The following is a 17765-nucleotide window of genomic DNA, read 5'->3' as shown; positions in this document are numbered from 1 at the left end:
GGGGCAGCGGAAGGGAAGCGAGGGCGGCGCACCCGGGAGGCGGACACCACGGAGACCGGGACGACGGACATACCGGTGCGGCTTCGATGCGCACGAGGCATGCCGCGCCCAGGGCAGGAGGCGTCGGCGGATCGCGGGGGAGAGCCCGGGACACGGAGGGAGACAGAGGAGGCGACGAAACGCGAGGGGCGCGAGGAGACGGCGCTGGGCGGCGAGCCGGCGGAGTGCCGGTGGCTACGGGAGCGGGGTCAGGCGCCTGTGGGCCGGGGTCGGCGGGTCAGCGACAGAGAGCGCTGCAGGTGCGCCGCAGGTCCACGTAGCGGCACACCACACCGGGGTGCGTCGTGAGCATGCTGCACATCCTGGGGCCGTCCGTCCGAGGCTGTCAATGGACACCAATTGGTGTCTCATTGGGCGGGACGGTCCCTGACCCCTGATCAGAGCCCTGTCGGCGTCAGGAGGAAGGGGCGGGAGCCACGGCAGGATGTGCCGCGGCCTCCTCTGCGTGCACCCACAGCGGCCCGTTGCCGGTGTCGACCCGGACGGCACCGGCCGGAGGCCAAGGGCTGCCGTCGGTCAACGACGTGCGCTCGGGTTCGGTCAGGGTCCGGTACCGCGCGAGCGCGTCCGCCGGCTCCAGCGCGGTGGGCGCGGGCTGCAGTCCGGGGCTGAGTTCGGCGACGGCCGAGACGTACTCCTCGTACGGCCGCCAGCCGGGTACGACGCGATGCCCGGTGGCGGTGCGCAGGAGCAACGTCGGCAGCGCGTACCGGTGTTGGCCGTCCGGAGTCTCCTTGGCGGCACCGGGATGGGGCGAACTCCCGGCACGCACCGACAGCACGTCGTCGACCGGCCTGCGGGCTTCGGCACGGTCGGCTCGCACTCCCTCCAGCACCTCGGCCGATGCCGCGTCGGTCGCGAGCCGCCCGACATCGAGACCGGGCACGCCGGACACCACGGACAGCGCCGACGCGGGGGTGTCGGCGGGCTCGCCGAGCACGAACACGCTCTCCCGCAGCCGCCGTAGCACCCGGTCCGCCACGTCGGCACCCTGCGCTTCCGCCGCCTTGGCGACCAGGGAGGCCGGCCAGGAACTCGCGGCCACGCGGCTCAGACGACGTGCCCGCGGGGCGTGGGTGTGGGCGCTGATGTCCTCGACGTAGCGCGTGTACCAGGCGGTTTCCGCGGCGGGGTCGGGCGCGGGGTCGTCGTCGTGGTCGAAGAGGATGCAGTACGCGCGGCGCCAGTGAACCTGTCCGGCGAAGGCCGCGCGCAGCCGGCGGAAGACGGGTTCGGATCCCCAGGCCCAGGGACACAAGGGGTCGGTGTACTCGACGACTTCGAGCACCTCGGAGGCCTTCGCGGCGTGGTGGTCCGGGGCCGTCATGCGGCTCCCCGGCGGGTCAACTGCTCGTCCGCCGCGTGTTGTTCGCCGACGGTGGCGGGCAGCAGCGTGGCCAGGGTCGTGCCGCCCAGGACAGCGGCGGCCTCGGCCTCGATCCGGCGCCACACTCCCGGCAGACCGGAGGCGGGGCCGGGATAGTCGAGTCCGGCGAGGGGTTCGCTGCGGAGAGTGATCAACTCACCGTCCACGGCACGGGCGACATCCAGGAGCGTGATCTCGTCGGCGGGCCGGCCGAGCCAGTACCCGCCTTCGCAACCGCGCTGGCTGCGCACCAGGCCGGCTCTGCGCAACTCGCCCACCACGGACTTCAGGAACCGGAACGGGATCTGCTGCGAGGAGGCGATCGCCTCGCACGTGAGCGGACGGGCAGGTTCGCAGGCGAGCTCCAACAGGGCCCGCGTGGCGTAGTCCGCCTTCGCGGAGATATGCATGCGCACATAATGCCCGACGCGGGCCCCGCGACGAGAGGTTCCGCCGCTTCCCCTCCCACCTCCCTCTCCTCATACATTGCGGGAACATTGCCGCAGGTGAAGGACAATGGACACCTCTTGACATCCTTTTCCGGGCGGCTCTAGCGTCCCCCACCATGAGCGAGCCGCTGACAACCCCCGGCGAAGGTTTCCACCCCCATCTCCACGACGCCGCAGGGCAGTCCACCGCCCCCCTGCGCAGCCGCCTGCACCACATCCGCGCCGACGCCCTCGACGGCGACACGGCACAGAGCGGCGGCATGCGCAGGTTCGCCGCGGTGAGCGGGAAGACGGTCGGCTCCGAAAAACTGTGGATGGGCCAGACCCACGTGGCGCCCTCCACCTCCTCCTCCGACCACCACCACGGCGAATCCGAGACCGCCATCTATGTGGTGAGCGGACACCCCGAGTTCGTCTTCCTCGACGACAGCGGCCCGGAACCCGGGGAGGTACGGCTGCGCACCTCCCCCGGGGACTACATCTTCGTCCCGCCGTTCGTACCGCACCGGGAGGAGAACCCGGACCCCGCGGACGAGGCCGTGGTGGTGATCGCCCGCAGCACGCAGGAGGCGATCGTGGTGAACCTTCCGGGGCTGTACGTGCTGGGACCGGGGGAGGACTGAGATCGACTGCTCCGGGGCGCGCGACTCACCCAACGGCTGCGATGTGTACGGGAGTTGGGCGGTTGATCACTGCCCCCGATCGACGTCCCGCCATTAATTCCCTCGCGATGCGGTCGGGACGGGCCGAGACTCGTGTCATGACTGACATGGAGGCGTTCCGGGACGCGGTCACCGCGTGGGCGACCGGTGGCCCCGGCGACTCCGCGCGCGAACTGGCCGCACGGTTGCCCGTCCGGACGGCCGTCCTGCTCGAAGGGCCCAGCGACGTCGCGGCGGTCGAGGCGCTGGCGGAGAGCCGCGGCCGGAACCTGGCGGCCGAAGGGGTCTGCGTCCTGTCGATCGGCGGAGCGATGAGCGTCGGGCACTACGCCCGCCTCCTCGGTCCACCGGGACTGGGCCTCCGCCTCACGGGACTGTGCGACGAGGCGGAACGCCCCTACTACGCCCGCGGTTTCGCCCGCGCCGGCGCGGCGGAGCAGAGCTTCTTCGTCTGCGCGGCGGACCTGGAGGACGAGCTGATCCGGGTACTGGGCGTGACACGGGTCGAGGAACTCGTCCGGGCCGAGGGCGACCAGCGGGCCCTGAGCACCTTCCTGCGTCAGCCCGCCCAGCGAGGCCGTGACCCGCAGCAGCAGTTCAGACGCTTCCTGGGCACGAAGAAGGGCCGCAAAATCCACTACGGCCGCGTCCTCACGGAGGCCCTCGACCCCGAACACGTCCCGGCACCGCTGGCCGCCCTGCTCACCGCCGCCTTGGCGCCCGCCTAGGAAGGCATACGTCGTGTCCGACCCGGACAGTCAGATTCCCTACTGGGACGCGGCTGCGGCAACGAAGACCTTCACGCATCCCCTCCACCCACCCTGGCTGGACGGGCTCAGCAGGCGCGCCGCGATTCTCGACTACGGATGCGGCTACGGCCGCACCCTGGCGGAACTCGAACAGCACGGCTTCGACAACCTGACGGGCGCCGACACCTCACCGGCCATGATCGAACGAGCCCGACACCTGCACCCCACCCTCCACTTCGCCACCCTGGACGCACCCCCGGCGTGACCCTCGCCGCGCGCCGCCTTCGACGCGGTGCTGCTCTTCGCCGTACTGACCTGTATCCCCGCCGACGAAGCCCAACTCCGTCTGATCGCCGAGCTGCACCGCATCCTCAAGCCCGGCGGAATCCTCTACCTCAGCGACCTCCTCCTCCAGGACGACGAACGCAGCCGCCGTCGCTACGACCGCTACGCCACCCGCTGTGCCAACTACGGCGTGTTCGAGACCGACGACGGTGCCGTCTGTCGCCACCACTCCCGTGCATGGCTCACCACCCTGCTGAGCGGCTTCGAAACCCTCGCGACCCGGACCATCGCGGTGCCCACGATGAACGGACATGAGTCGACGGGGATCCAGATCCTCGCCCGCAAACCCGCTGTGCGATCAACTGCCGTGTCTGGCCGGTGAGTTCGGTCATCCACGTCGAGGCGGAGCGAGCCGGAGGCGCCGCCGGCGAGGGAGTCCTCGCCCTTCGCCCCTCAACCCCTGCCCGCGCGGGCGAGCGCGTCCTCGGCCTGCGTGGCAAGGGTGTTGAGGAGGTCGGCGGCGGACGGCAGGTCGTCGATGAGGTCGACTGCCTCCCCGGCCCAGATGGGCAGCGCGGGTATGTCGCCCCGGGACAGGGCGAGTTGGTAGTCCTGTCTGGCGTGGGGGTCGTCGGCGAGTTCGGTCTCCCGGCCGCGCCACGCGTCGAGGAAGGGATGGCCGAGCGTGCGGGCGGTGTATTTCGACGGCCAGCTGGAACCCCGGGCGATGTCGAGGACGCGGTTCCGTTCGGTGTCCTCGCCGTGCCCCTGGACGATGGCCGCGGCGGTCGCGGGGGTGATCAGGGCTTCGGCCGTGGCCTGGAAGCGGGTGCCGATGAGCGCCCCGGCGGCCCCGAGGGCGAGCGCGGCGGCCACCCCGCGGCCGTCGGCGATCCCGCCGGCCGCGAGCACGGGTACCGGAGCCGCCAGATCCACGACGACCGGCACGAACGGCAGCGTGGAACGGCCGTGCCGGGCTCCGTGCCCGCCGCTCTCGGATCCCTGCGCCACGATGACGTCGGCGCCCAGGTCGACCGCGCGCCTCGCTTCCTCCAGATCGGTGACCTGGATGATCAATGCCGTACCGGCCCGGCGGACGCGTTCGGCGAACGGGCTCGGATCCCCGAACGACAGCATCACCGCAGCGGGGTTGTGTTCCAACGCGTGCTCGACCGCGCCGACATCGATCTGCCAGGTGAGGAAGCCGATGCCCCACGGCTTCGTGGTGTGCTCGTCGACGATGGCCAACTCGCGGGCCAGCCAGTCGCGTTCACCGTTGGCGCTGCCCAGCAGCCCCAGCCCGCCACCGCGGGAGACGGCCGCGGTCAGCGCACCACCGGCCGATCCACCCATTGGCGCCGACGCGATCGGGTGGTGCACACCGAACAACTTCGTGAACGCCGTCGACAGTGTCATGGCCGCCATCATCACCCGTGCCGCGGTACGAGGTGAAGCGCCGCGGACACGAGTGGCTCCGCCGTGCGGCCGCGTGTTGGGGGCACGCCGACACCGTGCGCGAGTTGCTGGCCCTCGGCGTCGATCCGAACGGGCGCAAGTGGTGGCCGATAGGCGCTAGTTGGGGTTGCGGACAACGATCGAGGCGTACTGGGTGAGCTGGTGGGACGAGACCGAGGCCCCGCAACTGGCCCACAGCGTAGGCGTGTTGATCGCGGGGCTGGTCGGAAACCTCACCCTGGCCCCGAAGGAGCCGGTGGGGAGTGCGTCGACCGAGGAGAGCCGGTGTGCTCCGGCGGCCGTGGCGGTCGTCTGCGGGTGACCCGGTGATTTCTTCTGTTCCTCCAGCGAGGGACTCGGCTTCGCACCTCACGTTCGTCGTGGAGGGAAGGTCCTAGAGGCTGACCCGTCGGGGCGGGCCCGACCGCCATCCCACCACCCCCACGCCCCAGGCCGTCACGCGGGCCACACCGCGCGGGCCGTCGTCATCGAACCGTGACCCATCCGCCGTGCATGCCGGATACTCGTGATCGGCGGGGCACGTGGGTGTCGTGCCGACAGGAGGTGCGCGGGCGCATGGAGAAACCTCGGCGCGTCCTGGGCGGGCGGACCCCCACTTGGTTGCGCGACCACGATCCGGGACTCGTGGCGACCCGGCGGGCCGCGCGCACCGCGCTGGTGATGCCCGCCCTGTTCGCCCTGTGCAGTCAGGTGCTGGACTCCGCGACGATGGCGACCTACGCGGCGTTCGGGTCGTTCTCGATGCTTCTGCTGGTGGAGTTCACCGGCCCCATGGTGGAGCGCCTGCGCGCCCACGTGGGGCTGGCCGTGGCCTGGGCGGTCCTCATCTGCCTCGGCACACTGGTGGCCCGCACGACCTGGCTCGCGATCGCCGCCATGGTCGTGGTGGGCTTCCTCATCCTCTTCTCCGGCGTGGTCAGTTCCGTCCTCGCGGGGGCGACGACCGCACTGCTGCTGGCCTTCATCCTCCCGGTGACCTCGCCCGCCCCGCTGTCACAGCTCCCCGACCGGCTCGCCGGAGCGGGCCTCGCGGCGGCGGCCGCCATGCTCGCGATCTCCTTGCTGTGGCCCCGGCCAGCCGCGGACCCGCTCAGCGCACCCGCCGCCCGGGTCTGCCGCGCGGCCGCGGCGCAACTGCGTACCGACGCCTCCTGGCTGGCCGGTGGCCCGGACGCGCCCACCGTCCGGCAGTGCGAGGCCACCGCCGGGCAGGCCGCAGCGGCGGCGGCGGACCTGCGCACCGCCTTCGACGCCACGCTCTACCGGCCCACCGGCCTGTCCGCCGGCTCCCGCGCACTGGTCCGGCTGGTCGACGAACTGACCTGGCTGAGCGCCATCGTGGCCGACAGCGGCCCCCCGTCGGAGGACCCCCGGGCCTGCGACACCGACGCCCACGCCGTACGCCGTGCGGCGGCCACGGCCCTGGACGAGGCCGCCGACATCCTCGACGCCCCGCGCAACGCGCCCGATGGCCTCCGCGCCGCCCTGGCGAACCTGCGCACGGCCATGGACGGCATGGAAGCCCGCGCCACCCACCGCCTGCCCGTGCACCGGCCGAAACCCGGCACGGAGTCGGAGGTCCGTGCCTTCATCGCCACCCTCGACCTGTCCTTCCGCGCCCAGGAACTGGGGTTCGCCACCCTCCAGATCGCCGGCAACGTGGACCTGGCCGCGGCCGCCGAGCGCCGCAGCTGGCCCGAGCGGCTGCTGGGCACGGAACCCGGCGCACTGACCCAGCCGCTGGCCTCCGCCGTCGAGCGCGCCGCCGCACACCTGGAACCGCGCTCGGTCTGGCTGCACAACAGCCTCCGGGGGGCGCTCGGCCTCGGCATCGCCGTGGCCCTGGCGAACGCGACGGGTGTCCAGCACTCGTTCTGGGTGCTGCTGGGAACCCTGTCGGTGCTGCGTTCCAACGCGCTCAACACCGGGCAGAACGCGCTCCGTGCCCTGGGCGGCACGCTCGTCGGTTCGCTCATCGGGACCGGACTGCTCCAGCTCATCGGGCACCACAGCACCGTGCTCTGGTTCCTGCTCCCCGTCGCCGTACTCGTCGCCGGCATCGCCCCCGCCGCCATCTCGTTCGCGGCGGGTCAGGCGGCCTTCACCGTCACCCTCGTCATCCTGTTCAACATCGGCCAGGACCCCGACTGGCACATCGTGCTGCTGCGGATCGAGGACATCGCCCTCGGCTGCGGGGTGAGTGTCCTGGTGGGCCTGTTCTTCTGGCCGCGGGGCGCCGCGGCCGCCGTCGACCGTGCGCTGTCGGCGGCGTACACCGAAAGCGCCCGCTATCTGGCTGACACGGTGGAGTACGCGGCGAGCCGGTGCAGTATCGGCTGCAATCCGACCGACGCCCCGGTGGAGGCGGGCCGGCAGGCGGCCGCCGCGGCCCGCCGGCTCGACGACGCCTTCCGCAGCTACCTCGCCGAACGCGGCGCCAAGCCGGTACGCCTGTCCGACATGACCACCTTGGTCACCGGGGTCGTGGGACTGCGCCTCGCCTCGGACGCGGTACTGGAACTGTGGCAGCGCAACGGCGGTGAGGAACGGATCGAACCCGATCGCTCCGAGGCCCGGCTCACGCTGCTCGACACGGTCGGCCGACTCGCCGACTGGTACCGGGACCTGGCCGCGGGACTCGGCCGGCACACCGCGGTGCCCGCTCCGCTGTCCCGCGACCCCGACGAGGAGGCACGCCTGGTCCACTCCCTGCGCCGCGATCTGCGCGGCGACGACGGGCACGCCACGGCGACAGCGGTCCGCATCATCTGGACCGCCGACCACCTCAACGCGGCCCGCCGCCTCCAGCCCAGCCTGGCGGCCGCGGCCAAGCCGAGCGATCCGGCACGTGAGGCGAGGGCCGATCCACCTCACCCCGAGTAGGGAACGGCCTCGCGCGCCGACCGGAGTGCGATCGCCCACCAGGCCAGCTGGTCGAGCACGATCCGGGCGTAAGCGGCGGACCCGGGATCGAGCGGACGGCCGTCCTGCCACAAGGTGAAGTAGTTCGGGAAGGCGAGACCGTCGCGAACCGTCACCGCGTGCAGTTCGGTCAGCACGTTCTCCAGGTGCAGCACCGCGTGCCGGCCACCGGCGGCACCGCCATAGCTGACGAAGGCGACCGACTTGGCCGCCCACTGGGTGAAGTGCCAGTCGATGGCCGCCTTCAACGACGCCGGATAGCTGTGGTTGTACTCCGGCGTGACCACGACGAACGCGTCGGCGTCCGTCAGAGCCGACGTCAGCGCCGTCATCCCGTCCGGGCGAGGGTAGTTGGTGCCGGCGTGCTTCGGTGATGCCGCGGGCAGCGCCAACGGGACGTCGAACTCGGCCAGATCGACGACGTCCACCTCGAAGACACCGTGCAGAGCGGCCTGTTGGGCCACCCACGAGGCAACGACCGGGCCGAACCGTCCTTCACGCACACTTCCGACGATGATCACCAGCTTGGGTTTGTTCTCCATGTCCGCCACGATCGGACGGCGCCGCGCTCCCAGCCAGACCGTGCTCAGGCTGGCCCCCGCAGGGCCACTCCGAGCACTCCGCGACGAGTGGGCAGCGCCGTAAACTCACGCCATGGGTTCGCCGTTGGGGGATTTCATCCGGACCAAGCGCGACAGCATTCAGCCCCAGTCGCTGGGGTTGCCCGATCGCGGGCGCCGCCGGTCACCGGGGCTGCGGCGCTCGGATCTCGCCGCGCTGGCCGGCATCAGCGTCGAGTACCTGACGCGCATCGAGCAGGGCCGTGACCGCAATCCCTCGGTGGCGGTGGTGCGCTCGCTCGCCGACGCGCTCGGCCTCGACGCGTCGGAGCGCGACCATCTGCGCTACCTCACGAAGATCACCGGCGGCGCATGCTCCGCCCACACGCGACCCGGGCCGCCGCCCCGCGAGGTCCGTCCATCCATCCTGCGCACGCTCCGCCTCCTCGAACCCGCAACCGCCCTGGTCACCAACCGACTTGGGGACGTCCTCGCCCACACCAGCGGCTACGAGTCGCTGGTACGCGGCACCGGACTGCTCGACACCGACACACCGAACCTCACGCACTACGTCTTCACCGACCCCCGCGCACGGACGTTCTTCACGGACTGGGACGACGTCGCGGACGAGCAGGCTTTCGACCTGTGGCTCGGACCGACCGCGGGGAACTCCGAATGGTTCACCACGGAACTCGCGTCCCTCGCCGGCCCCGACTTCACGCGCCGCCTGAACCGGCATGTGGTTCCCCGACGCGGGACCCTCCGCCTCGCCCACCCGTCCGGGTGCGCACTCCACCTGCTCCGCGAGACGCTCGAACTCCCCGCGGACGCCCAGCAGTTGGTCGTCCTGCTGCCCGCGGACGACAGCACGGCACAGGCCCTCGACGAACTCCGCCGCCGGTCGCACGGTCGGCTCCGGGCCATCTCCTGACACCCCCGGACTCCGGTGGACGGCGCTGTGGTGCCGCTTCGTCGCTGGGCAGTAGCGCGCCCCGTACCAGGTGACATGGCTGATCCGACTCGGCGGGGGTAGCCGGGACAGTGAACGGTTCGATGCTCGTCGGACCAGAGGAGGGGAGCGTCATGCCGGGCGTAATGGAGCGCATCAAGCGATTCGCCAGGAGCCCCCAGGGGCGACGCACGGCGGACCAAGTACGCCGAGCCGCCGCCGACCCGCGCCGCCGGGCCCAGGCCCAGCGCCTGCTGGCCAAACTTCGTGGCCGCCGCTGAGCACACCCGCTCCACGCCGACGGACTTCACGGGCGAGCCAGTCGGGCGGCACACGCTACCGAGGGAGGATTGATCGCTGTGGAAGGTTCGTCGCTCCGGGCAGTGGGCTGGGCCCGCACCCTGCCGTTGGACAGCGAGGTGAAATCGGCCCGGGACTGGGCGCGCAAGCATCTGGAGGCGCTCGACTGGACCGCCACCGCCCCGGAAACGGTGGACGCCGTACTGCTCACCGTCTCCGAACTGGTCACCAACGCGCACCGGCACGCCCACAGCAGCGCCCAGTTGGTGATGACGTGCGACGACCACTGCCTGCACGTCTCCGTCCACGACAAGTCCAGCGACCTGCCCACTCCGCGCGAGGCGAGCACGGAGCGCCTCGGCGGACGCGGAATGCTCCTCGTGGACGCGGTGGCCGACACCTGGGAGTCGCACTCCTGCCCCCACGGCAAGTCGGTCAGCGCCTGTTTCCATGTGCCCGGTCCTTCGGCGCCGTCGCGGGACCGTTGAACCGACGCACGTCGACGCCAACGGCCCGAAAAGCGCGAGGAGTTCGCGAAGAACCGGTACGGCCTCACCGGTGCGCCGGACGTACGACGTGCCCCGGCCCCGGCACTCGCCTCCGAGCAGTTGCCCGCACCCGCGCTGGGTACCGGGCCGGAAGCGCGCGTTCATCGCACCTTCGTGAACATCCAACTCCGTCAACCCGCGGATACGGGTTGTCCCCCCTTCCTGGGGCGGGTCCGAGACGGTCGTCGTGGTGCGGGCCGTCGTCGGCCCGGGCGCTACCGCTGTCCCGGAGGATCACCTTCCACGCGTGCCAGGGGCGTGGGCTCGTGGATTCCCACGTGAAGGGGTGTCTGCGCCTCGGCTTCGGGGGCAGACGGCGATGCATCGGGTGCGAACGCCACCCGGCCGTGGACCGCCGCGAGGCGCCGACCCGTGGGAGCTCCGATGTCGACCGCCGTGCCGGGAAGAGCAGCAGGAGCGACCGGGGACCAACCGGAGGCAGTCCGGCGGGGCCGGTCGCCTGTTCTACCCCGCGGTACCGGCAGCACGGCGGCGCGCATTGGCGTACTGACCGTCTGTCAGGCCGCCCTGATCGTGGGCTTCGGGCTCCTGATCACGGGCCCGGCCCGGAACGTGTGGCCGCTGACGGTCGAGGACCATGTCGACGAGGGGTTTGAGCGGATCCGTACGGGCCCGCTCACCACCCTGTCGTACCTCGGCTCGGAGGCGGGCAACACCCTCACGGTGATCGCCGTCACCCTGGTGAGCTGCGTGGCGCTGCTGCTCGTACCCCGGCTCCCGATGTGGCGTCAGGCGGCCTTCCTCGCCGTCGCCGTCTCGCTCCAGGCACTGGTGTTCCTGGCCATCACCGAGTCGGTGGACCGGACCCGCCCACAGGTGCACCGCCTCGACGCCTCCCCGCCCACGTCCAGTTACACCTCCGGCCACACCGGCGCGGCCACCGCGCTCTACGCCGGACTCGCGGTGCTCGTGCTGTCCCGGGTGCGCAGGCCGTGGCGGTGGCCGCTGGCCGGGCTGCTGTTCCTCGTGCCGCTGGCCGTCGGCGTCTCCCGCCTCTACCGGGGCATGCACCACCCCACGGACGTGATCGGCGGAATGGCCAACGGCACCCTGTCCCTGCTGATCGTCCGCCGCGCCGTGTTCACCGACGGTTCCGTGACCGCCGTTCCCGCGCGGCGGACCGGGCACGCCAACACGACCGCGCGGGCCGGGGAGCGCGAACCCGGCAGCACCGCCGTGATCTTCAACCCCACGGTGACCGACGCGGCGGACCGCGAGAAGCTGCGGTGGATCCTGGAACAACACGGCCACCGCGCACCGGAGTTCATCGAGACCACCGCCGACGACCCCGGCACCGGCCAGGCGTCCGGCGCGGTCCGTGACGGAGCGGACCTGGTCGTGGTCTGCGGCGGCGACGGAACTATCAGGGCGGCCGCCGACGCCCTGGCCGGCAGCGGCGTACCCCTCGTCGTGGTGCCCTGCGGCACCGGCAACCTGCTGGCCCGCAACCTCGGCCTGCCGCTCACCCCCACCACCGCGCTCGACACCGCCCTGTCCGGCACCCCGCACCGCATCGACCTCGGCCGCATCGAGGGCGACGGCCTCGCCACCACCCACTTCGCCGCGATGTCCGGGGCCGGGCTCGACGCCGCGATGCTGGAACACACCGGCGAGCGCGCCAAGTCAGCCGTCGGCTGGCTCGCCTACGTGCTCGCCACCGTCGGCACCCTGCGCACACCCCGCATGCGGCTGACGGTCCGGCTCGACGACGGGCCCGTCCTGCACCGCACGGCCCGCATGGTGCTCCTCGCCAACGTCGGCACCGTACAAGGCGGTTTGACGCTCCTCCCGGCTGCCCGCCCCGACGACGGGCTGCTCGATCTGCTGATCCTGGACCCGCGCGGCCCCGGCGGCTGGATGCGCGCCCTGGGCATCCTGATCCGCGGACGCAGGCGGAACGCGCGGCCCACGACCGTGGAGACACTCGTCCCCGGCACCGGCACGAAGCGCGTACCGGTGGAGTTCCGCACCTTCCGGCGGGCCGAACTCACCTTCGCCGTACCGCAGTCGCGGGAACTCGACGGCGACCCGGTGTCCCACGGCCGGCGTCTCACCGCCGAGGTCCGCCCCGGCGCGCTGACCGTGCTGCTGCCCGCCCGGGAGAAGTGAATGGGCACCGCCACCAAGGTCCCCGAGACCCGCGACATGACCGGCGACGACCTCTCGGCCGACGAGGCCCTGGCGTCGCTGCGCCGCTACGGCCGCTGGCCGCTGCTGCGCGACTCCTTCATCCGGTTCCGCTACGCCGACGGCTTCAGCCATTCCCGCGCGCTCGCCCTGCAGACGGTGCTGGCGGTGATCCCGCTGGCCATCGCCTTCGTCGGGCTCTCCACGGCGCTGCACACGGAGAACATCGGACGACTCGCCGAACTGACCATCCACCGGATCGCGCAGGGTCCCAGCGCCGACGTCGTCGACGACGCGCTGGACCGCAGCCGCCACAGCGCGGGCGACGGCGACGAGATCGCCCTCTGGTTCGGCCTGCTCTTCTCCCTGGTCAACGTCACCACCGCGATGTGCCAGATCGAACGCGGCGCCAACCGGATCTACGGCAACGAACGCGACCGCCCCTTCCACCAGAAGTACCTGCGTGGGCTCGTGATGTCGCTGAGCGCCGGGATCCCGCTCGGACTCGGGTTCGTCGTGATGGTGGCCGGCGGCGACCTGGCCGCCGCGGCGGCGACGGTGTACCACCTCGACGGCGATGCCAGGACCGCCTGCGAGATCCTGCGCTGGCCCTTCGGCTTCCTGCTCGCCCTTCTCTCGGCCAGCGCGATCTTCCGTCGCTCTCCCCGCCGTCGCCAGCCCGGCTACACGTGGCTGGCCTTCGGCGCCGCCGTCTACCTCGTCCTGTGGACGGCCCTGACCTGGCTGCTGAGCCTGTACCTGGACGTCAGCGGATCCTTCGACACGGTCTACGGCCCGCTCAGCGCCTTCATGTCCCTGCTGCTCTGGGCCTACCTGACCTCCATCGCCCTCTTTCTGGGCCTGTCCTTCGCCGCACAGCTGGAGGCAGCGCGGGCGCTGCGGCCCGGTCCGATCACAGCCGACCCGGGAGTCTGAATGGTGGTCCGCGCCACGGCCCAGCGTCTTCGTGACCTCCGTCGTCGCCGGGCGGCCGACCGGAGATTCGGCATCCATCTCCTTGGTTCGGTCGCTGTCGCCGCCGTGGCCGCCGTCCCGTTCGGCCTGCTGCTCGTTCTGGTCGAGGGCCGCTGGCAGCCGCTGCGGAGTCTCGACGCGGGCACGGCACGGCGGTTGAACGAGACCGCCCTTGAGCATCCGGCGTGGACGGACGTCCTGCGCTTCCTGTCCGACCGGGTATGGGACCCGTTCACCCTGCGGACGGTCGTCGCGCTGCTGACCGTGTGGCTGCTGTACCGCCGGGCGTGGCGACTCGCCGCCTGGTCCGCAGTGACGGCCACGGCCGGCGGCTTGATCGGGCTGCTCGTCAAAACGGTGGTCGAGCGGGCCCGACCGTCCCTGGAGGACCCGGTCGCGCACGCGCCGGGATTCTCCTTCCCCTCGGGACACGCGATGACCGCGACCACCTCCTTCGCCATCCTGCTGCTGGTGCTGCTGCCCATGGTGCCCCGCGCTCTGCGGGCACTGTGCTGGAGCGCCGCGGTGGTGTCCGTACTCGGCGTCGGCTTCACCCGGATCGCACTCGGCGTCCACTGGTTCAGCGACGTCGTGGGCGGCTGGCTCCTGGGCCTCGCCGTCGTGGCCCTCACCACCTGGGCATTCGAGGCCTGGCGCACCGACGCCGGCCGTCGACCCGCCGGCTTGAGCGAGGGCCTGGAGCCCGAACTCACCGGCGCCCACCCCGAACCCGGCCACTCCGTCCGGAAACATCACGGCGGATCCGGAGACTGACGACCGAGCCCGCGAGATCCCTGGCTAGTGGACGAGTTCCGCGCACCGGCATGCATTTGACGAGTAGTCAGAAACTGACGCTGTCTCAGAACCGTATGGAACGGCAGAAGTTGGCCCACCCAGGCGCGGTCAGTGCGGCGTTCGTGGCATGCTGCGATGTCGAGGCCCGCACGGGCAGCCGGCGCCCGGGGCGCGCAGACCCTGGGCGGGGTGGGGAAGGCGGTCGGATGGAGCGCTCCGCGGAGGACGGCCTCCCGCGTGCGCTGCCCGGCGTCAGCGCTCCGCGTTTCGTCGGCCGAGCGGCCGAACTGCGCCGGCTGACAGACGCCTTGGCCCGGCCTCCGGCCGCGGTCCTCGTCGAGGGTGAGGCCGGAATCGGCAAGAGCCGTCTCGTCCAGGAGGTGCTGGACGAGCCCGGTACCGCCGCCCTACGGCCGCTGGCCGGCCTGTGCCCCCCGTTCCGGGAGGCCCTCACTCTGGGCCCGATCGTCGATGCCGCCCGTGATGCCCGGCCCGACGTTGCGGAGCTTGCCCTCACCCCCCTCGCCGGGGTGCTGCGGCCACTGTTCCCCGAGTGGACGCAGGACCTGCCGCCGGCCCCCGAGACGCTGTCGGACGCAGGCGCCGCCCGCCACCGGCTCTTCCGCGCACTGGCCGAACTGCTGGAGGCCATGGACGTCGGCGTGCTGGTCCTGGAGGACGTCCACTGGGCCGACGAGGCCACCCTGGACTTCCTGCTGTTCCTCGCCTCCCGCCGGTCCCGCCGGATGAGCCTCGTGCTGACCTACCGTCCCGAGGACGTGGCACCGGAGTCCGCGCTGATGCGGCTGACCTCCCGGGCCCCGGCCGGCACCGGGTACGTACGGATCCGTCTCGGCGCGCTGGACGTGCCGCAGACCGCCGAGTTGATGTCGTCGATGCTGGACGGGGAACACGTCTCCGAGGCATTCGCGTCGTTCCTCCAGGAGCGGACCGACGGTGTGCCGCTGGCGATCGAGGAGTCCGTCCGGCTGCTGCGCGACCGGGCCGACCTGGTCCGGCGCGACGGCGAGTGGGTGCGCAGAACGCTGGCCGACATCGCTGTGCCGCCCACCATCCGGGACGCGGTCGCCGAGCGCGTCGCCCGCCTCACACCGGTCGCACAACGCGTGCTGCAGGCCGCCTCCGTCCTCGCCGAACCGGTCGGCCCGGCCGTCCTCGCGACGGTGAGCGGACTCCCGAACAACGTTGTCGGCCAGGCCGTGGACGCCGCCGTCCGCAGCGGACTGCTCGGCGAGGACCGTGCCGGCCGGGTCACCTTCCGGCACGCGCTGGCCGCCCGTGCGGTCTACGACATGACGCCCGCGCCCGACCGCCGAGCCCTGCACCGAGAGGCGGGCCGCGCACTGCGGGCCGTGACACCGCAGCCGGTGGCCCGCCTGGCCCACCACTACCGGGAAGCGGGCGACACCGGGCGGTGGCGTCAGTACGCCGAACGGACCGCGGACCTCGCCCTGGCCTCCGGGGACCACCGCACCGCCGTCGGACTGCTCCACGAGCTGCTCACCGAGAGCGATCCGCCCGCCGCCTCGGTGGCCCGGTGGGCACAGAAGATGCCGGTCCTGGCCTTCAACGGGCTCGTGGGCCGAGGCGATCTGACCCGCGCGCTGCGCAGAGTGCTGGACACGGAGGCGCTCGCCCCGCACGACCGCGCGGCCGTCCGCACCCAGCTGGGACGGATGCTGCTGCACGCGGGCGAGTACGCGGCCGGTGCGGCGGAACTGGAGAGGGCACTACCGGATCTGGCCGGCGAACCGTTCCAGGCCGCCTGGGCGATGAACACCCTCGGCAGCCCGCCGAGCACCCTGATGTCCGCCGGGGAGCACCGCCGTTGGCTCGACCGGGCGGCCGGCGCCGCCCGCCTTCCGATGACGGCGGACCAGCGGCTGGCTCTGGTCGTGGACCGGGCGACCGCCCTGCTGGACATGGGCGACGAGGCAGGCTGGGACGTGGCCGCGGAACTCCCCGACACCGCGGCGACCTCGGAAGGCATGATGCAGCTGGCCCGCAGCGGACTCAACCTCGGTAACGGGGCGATGCGTTGGGGGCGCTACGACGAGGCCAGACAGCTGCTGACGACCGCGCTGGCCAGGGCCGAGGAACACCGGTACCAGCGGCTCCACGACATGATCCTGGTGACGCTGGTGCACCTGGACTGGTTCACCGGCGCCTGGGACGGACTGGCCGAGCGAGCCGCCGACCTGGCACGGGTGGACGAGGAACCCCTGCTTCAGCTGGACGCCCTGCTGGTCACGGCTCTGCTGGACCGGGCGGTCGGCGCCGGCGGAGCGGATCCTGGCCCCGCGCCGGTGACCGAGGGCGGGATCGGGACCGTCGAGGAGAGGCTGCGCCAGGTGCTCGACGCGGGGCTGCGACGCGGCATCGTGGATCTGCCGCTGGAGCCCGCGGCCGCCCTGGCGCGGATCCGGCTCGCCGAGGGGTCGCCCGCCGAAGCGCTGGAGCTGACCGAGGGACCGGCCGGCGTAGTGGCACGCAAGAACATCTGGCTGTGGGCCACCGAGTTCGCACCGGTGCGCACCGGCGCGCTTCTCGCGGTCCAACGGCCGGACCAGGCACGGCGGTTCGTCGTCGACCTGGCCGAAGGGCTCGTCGGCAAGAATCTGCCGGCAGCGGACGCGGCCCTGGAGACGTGCCGCGGAATGCTGGCACAAGGAGAGGGCCGCAGCGTCGAGGCAGCCGCCGCCTTCGGCCGGGCCGTCACCGCCTGGCAGCGCCTGCCCCGGCCGTATGAGGCACTGCTGGCGGCCGAACGCCGGGCCTGCTGCCTGCTGGCAGCGGGGGACCGGGACACCGGACTGACCGAACTCGCCCACGCGCAGGCCGGATTCACGGCTCTGGGAGCCCGGACGGACGCCGACCGGGTACACCGCGCACTCCGTGCGGCCGGGGCGCCGGTACGACAGGTGTGGCGTGGCGGCCGGCGCGGCTACGGCGACCAACTGTCCCCGCGCGAGCTGGAAGTGGCCCGGCTGATGCTCACCGGTCTGACCAACCCGGCCATCGCACGAGCACTCTCCCGATCCCCGAAGACCGTTGCCGCGCAACTCAACTCCGCGATGCGCAAATACGGAGTGACCTCGCGCACCGCACTCGCGGTCACCCTGACCCAGGCCGGAATCACCCCGCCGGAAGGCCACGTCACCGGCCCGCGCTCCGATCTTTAGGTCATCCGCCCCATCGCGAGGACGCACGGCGGCCATCGATACTCGGTGCGCGCACGATCCCCGAACCGGCCTGCACCTGGGCGTGACCGGAAGGGCGTCATCCATCGGATGAGCAGTACACCCCCCGATCCGAAGTCCGGCGCACCGAGCGCCCGTACGGACAACCCCGCCACCGGAGCGCGGTACACCGACGTGCCGCCCACCGGAGAGCGACACCCCGAACCGACGCCCGCCGCACCGGGCGTACCCGCCACCGACACGACGGCGGACCCCGCCTGCGTGGACGACTCGTACAGCGGTTACGAACCCCTCTGATCC

At 72.2% G+C, this 17765-nt stretch carries 16 protein-coding genes and 1 pseudogene; 13 read left to right on the top strand and 4 right to left on the bottom strand.

Annotated features, from left to right (window positions below):
- Nucleotides 1-454: 454 nt before the first annotated feature.
- Nucleotides 455-1387, bottom strand: a complete 933-nt coding sequence (locus ACGFY9_RS27955; RefSeq protein ID WP_393758582.1) for a DsbA family protein — start codon at nucleotides 1385-1387, stop codon at nucleotides 455-457.
- On the bottom strand, nucleotides 1384-1836 hold the full coding sequence (locus ACGFY9_RS27950) for an RrF2 family transcriptional regulator (protein WP_393758580.1): 453 nt from the start codon (nucleotides 1834-1836) through the stop codon (nucleotides 1384-1386). Before ACGFY9_RS27950 ends, ACGFY9_RS27955 begins: the two co-directional genes overlap by 4 nt.
- A 155-nt stretch (nucleotides 1837-1991) precedes the next feature.
- Between ACGFY9_RS27950 and ACGFY9_RS27945 the strand changes: the two genes are divergently transcribed.
- From ACGFY9_RS27945 to ACGFY9_RS27935, 3 genes and pseudogenes are all read left to right on the top strand, one after another.
- Nucleotides 1992-2498 (top strand): cupin domain-containing protein, encoded by a 507-nt coding sequence (locus ACGFY9_RS27945; RefSeq protein WP_393758578.1) that lies wholly within the window; start codon nucleotides 1992-1994, stop codon nucleotides 2496-2498.
- A 137-nt stretch (nucleotides 2499-2635) separates the two neighbouring features.
- Complete coding sequence (locus ACGFY9_RS27940) at nucleotides 2636-3265, top strand: TOPRIM nucleotidyl transferase/hydrolase domain-containing protein (protein WP_393758576.1); 630 nt, start codon at nucleotides 2636-2638, stop codon at nucleotides 3263-3265.
- 13 nt (nucleotides 3266-3278) lie between these two features.
- Nucleotides 3279-3953 (top strand): annotated as a pseudogene (locus tag ACGFY9_RS27935) (class I SAM-dependent methyltransferase).
- Nucleotides 3954-4024: 71 nt separating this feature from the next.
- Here the strand turns inward: ACGFY9_RS27935 and ACGFY9_RS27930 are convergent.
- Nucleotides 4025-4987 carry an NAD(P)H-dependent flavin oxidoreductase gene (locus ACGFY9_RS27930; RefSeq protein ID WP_393758574.1) on the bottom strand — a complete coding sequence of 321 codons (963 nt, stop codon included), beginning with the start codon at nucleotides 4985-4987 and terminating at the stop codon, nucleotides 4025-4027.
- A gap of 166 nt (nucleotides 4988-5153) precedes the next feature.
- On the opposite strand from ACGFY9_RS27930, the gene ACGFY9_RS27925 reads away from it, so the two are divergent.
- Together ACGFY9_RS27925 and ACGFY9_RS27920 are read left to right on the top strand one after the other, a co-directional pair.
- Nucleotides 5154-5348, top strand: a complete 195-nt coding sequence (locus tag ACGFY9_RS27925) for a hypothetical protein (protein ID WP_393758572.1) — start codon at nucleotides 5154-5156, stop codon at nucleotides 5346-5348.
- Between the two features lie 254 nt (nucleotides 5349-5602).
- Nucleotides 5603-7930 (top strand): FUSC family protein, encoded by a 2328-nt coding sequence (locus tag ACGFY9_RS27920; protein WP_393758570.1) that lies wholly within the window; start codon nucleotides 5603-5605, stop codon nucleotides 7928-7930.
- Here ACGFY9_RS27920 and ACGFY9_RS27915 read toward each other — a convergent pair.
- Nucleotides 7918-8511, bottom strand: coding sequence for an NADPH-dependent FMN reductase (locus tag ACGFY9_RS27915; protein ID WP_393758568.1), 594 nt, complete (start codon nucleotides 8509-8511; stop codon nucleotides 7918-7920). The genes ACGFY9_RS27920 and ACGFY9_RS27915 overlap by 13 nt on opposite strands.
- Nucleotides 8512-8623: 112 nt before the next feature.
- Between ACGFY9_RS27915 and ACGFY9_RS27910 the strand changes: the two genes are divergently transcribed.
- From ACGFY9_RS27910 to ACGFY9_RS27875, 8 genes are all read left to right on the top strand, one after another.
- A complete protein-coding gene (locus ACGFY9_RS27910) occupies nucleotides 8624-9460 on the top strand; it encodes a helix-turn-helix domain-containing protein (RefSeq protein ID WP_393758566.1) in 837 nt (278 codons plus the stop codon).
- A gap of 152 nt (nucleotides 9461-9612) precedes the next feature.
- Nucleotides 9613-9759 carry a hypothetical protein gene (locus tag ACGFY9_RS27905; protein WP_393758564.1) on the top strand — a complete coding sequence of 49 codons (147 nt, stop codon included), beginning with the start codon at nucleotides 9613-9615 and terminating at the stop codon, nucleotides 9757-9759.
- Between the two features lie 78 nt (nucleotides 9760-9837).
- Nucleotides 9838-10266, top strand: coding sequence for an ATP-binding protein (locus ACGFY9_RS27900; RefSeq protein ID WP_393759049.1), 429 nt, complete (start codon nucleotides 9838-9840; stop codon nucleotides 10264-10266).
- 444 nt (nucleotides 10267-10710) lie between these two features.
- The gene (locus ACGFY9_RS27895) at nucleotides 10711-12456 is read left to right on the top strand and encodes a diacylglycerol kinase family protein (protein ID WP_393758562.1); all 1746 of its coding nucleotides are present in this window, start codon (nucleotides 10711-10713) and stop codon (nucleotides 12454-12456) included.
- Nucleotides 12457-13410 (top strand): YihY/virulence factor BrkB family protein, encoded by a 954-nt coding sequence (locus tag ACGFY9_RS27890; RefSeq protein WP_393758560.1) that lies wholly within the window; start codon nucleotides 12457-12459, stop codon nucleotides 13408-13410.
- On the top strand, nucleotides 13411-14223 hold the full coding sequence (locus tag ACGFY9_RS27885) for a phosphatase PAP2 family protein (RefSeq protein ID WP_393758558.1): 813 nt from the start codon (nucleotides 13411-13413) through the stop codon (nucleotides 14221-14223). It abuts the gene before it with no gap.
- Nucleotides 14224-14450: 227 nt separating this feature from the next.
- Nucleotides 14451-17447 (top strand): helix-turn-helix transcriptional regulator, encoded by a 2997-nt coding sequence (locus ACGFY9_RS27880; RefSeq protein ID WP_393758556.1) that lies wholly within the window; start codon nucleotides 14451-14453, stop codon nucleotides 17445-17447.
- A gap of 108 nt (nucleotides 17448-17555) precedes the next feature.
- The gene (locus ACGFY9_RS27875; protein ID WP_393758554.1) at nucleotides 17556-17762 is read left to right on the top strand and encodes a hypothetical protein; all 207 of its coding nucleotides are present in this window, start codon (nucleotides 17556-17558) and stop codon (nucleotides 17760-17762) included.
- The last annotated feature ends 3 nt before the right edge of the window (nucleotides 17763-17765 follow it).

Source organism: Streptomyces sp. NPDC048504 (genome assembly GCF_043200035.1).
Classification (GTDB): domain Bacteria; phylum Actinomycetota; class Actinomycetes; order Streptomycetales; family Streptomycetaceae; genus Streptomyces.
The sequence above is the reverse complement of the archived record's forward strand: the minus strand, read 5'-3'. Positions and strand labels throughout refer to the sequence as shown.

What these genes read in the sequence shown, in the direction of transcription:
- ACGFY9_RS27910 (WP_393758566.1), top strand. Translation starts at nt 8,624, where the DNA reads ATGGGTTCGCCGTTGGGGGATTTCATCCGGACCAAGCGCGACAGCATT.
- ACGFY9_RS27885 (WP_393758558.1), top strand. Translation starts at nt 13,411, where the DNA reads ATGGTGGTCCGCGCCACGGCCCAGCGTCTTCGTGACCTCCGTCGTCGC.
- ACGFY9_RS27875 (WP_393758554.1), top strand. Translation starts at nt 17,556, where the DNA reads ATGAGCAGTACACCCCCCGATCCGAAGTCCGGCGCACCGAGCGCCCGT.
- ACGFY9_RS27880 (WP_393758556.1), top strand. Translation starts at nt 14,451, where the DNA reads ATGGAGCGCTCCGCGGAGGACGGCCTCCCGCGTGCGCTGCCCGGCGTC.
- ACGFY9_RS27945 (WP_393758578.1), top strand. Translation starts at nt 1,992, where the DNA reads ATGAGCGAGCCGCTGACAACCCCCGGCGAAGGTTTCCACCCCCATCTC.
- ACGFY9_RS27890 (WP_393758560.1), top strand. Translation starts at nt 12,457, where the DNA reads ATGGGCACCGCCACCAAGGTCCCCGAGACCCGCGACATGACCGGCGAC.
- ACGFY9_RS27930 (WP_393758574.1), bottom strand. Translation starts at nt 4,987, where the DNA reads ATGACACTGTCGACGGCGTTCACGAAGTTGTTCGGTGTGCACCACCCG.
- ACGFY9_RS27950 (WP_393758580.1), bottom strand. Translation starts at nt 1,836, where the DNA reads ATGCATATCTCCGCGAAGGCGGACTACGCCACGCGGGCCCTGTTGGAG.
- ACGFY9_RS27895 (WP_393758562.1), top strand. Translation starts at nt 10,711, where the DNA reads ATGTCGACCGCCGTGCCGGGAAGAGCAGCAGGAGCGACCGGGGACCAA.
- ACGFY9_RS27940 (WP_393758576.1), top strand. Translation starts at nt 2,636, where the DNA reads ATGACTGACATGGAGGCGTTCCGGGACGCGGTCACCGCGTGGGCGACC.
- ACGFY9_RS27920 (WP_393758570.1), top strand. Translation starts at nt 5,603, where the DNA reads ATGGAGAAACCTCGGCGCGTCCTGGGCGGGCGGACCCCCACTTGGTTG.
- ACGFY9_RS27915 (WP_393758568.1), bottom strand. Translation starts at nt 8,511, where the DNA reads ATGGAGAACAAACCCAAGCTGGTGATCATCGTCGGAAGTGTGCGTGAA.
- ACGFY9_RS27955 (WP_393758582.1), bottom strand. Translation starts at nt 1,387, where the DNA reads ATGACGGCCCCGGACCACCACGCCGCGAAGGCCTCCGAGGTGCTCGAA.
- ACGFY9_RS27905 (WP_393758564.1), top strand. Translation starts at nt 9,613, where the DNA reads ATGCCGGGCGTAATGGAGCGCATCAAGCGATTCGCCAGGAGCCCCCAG.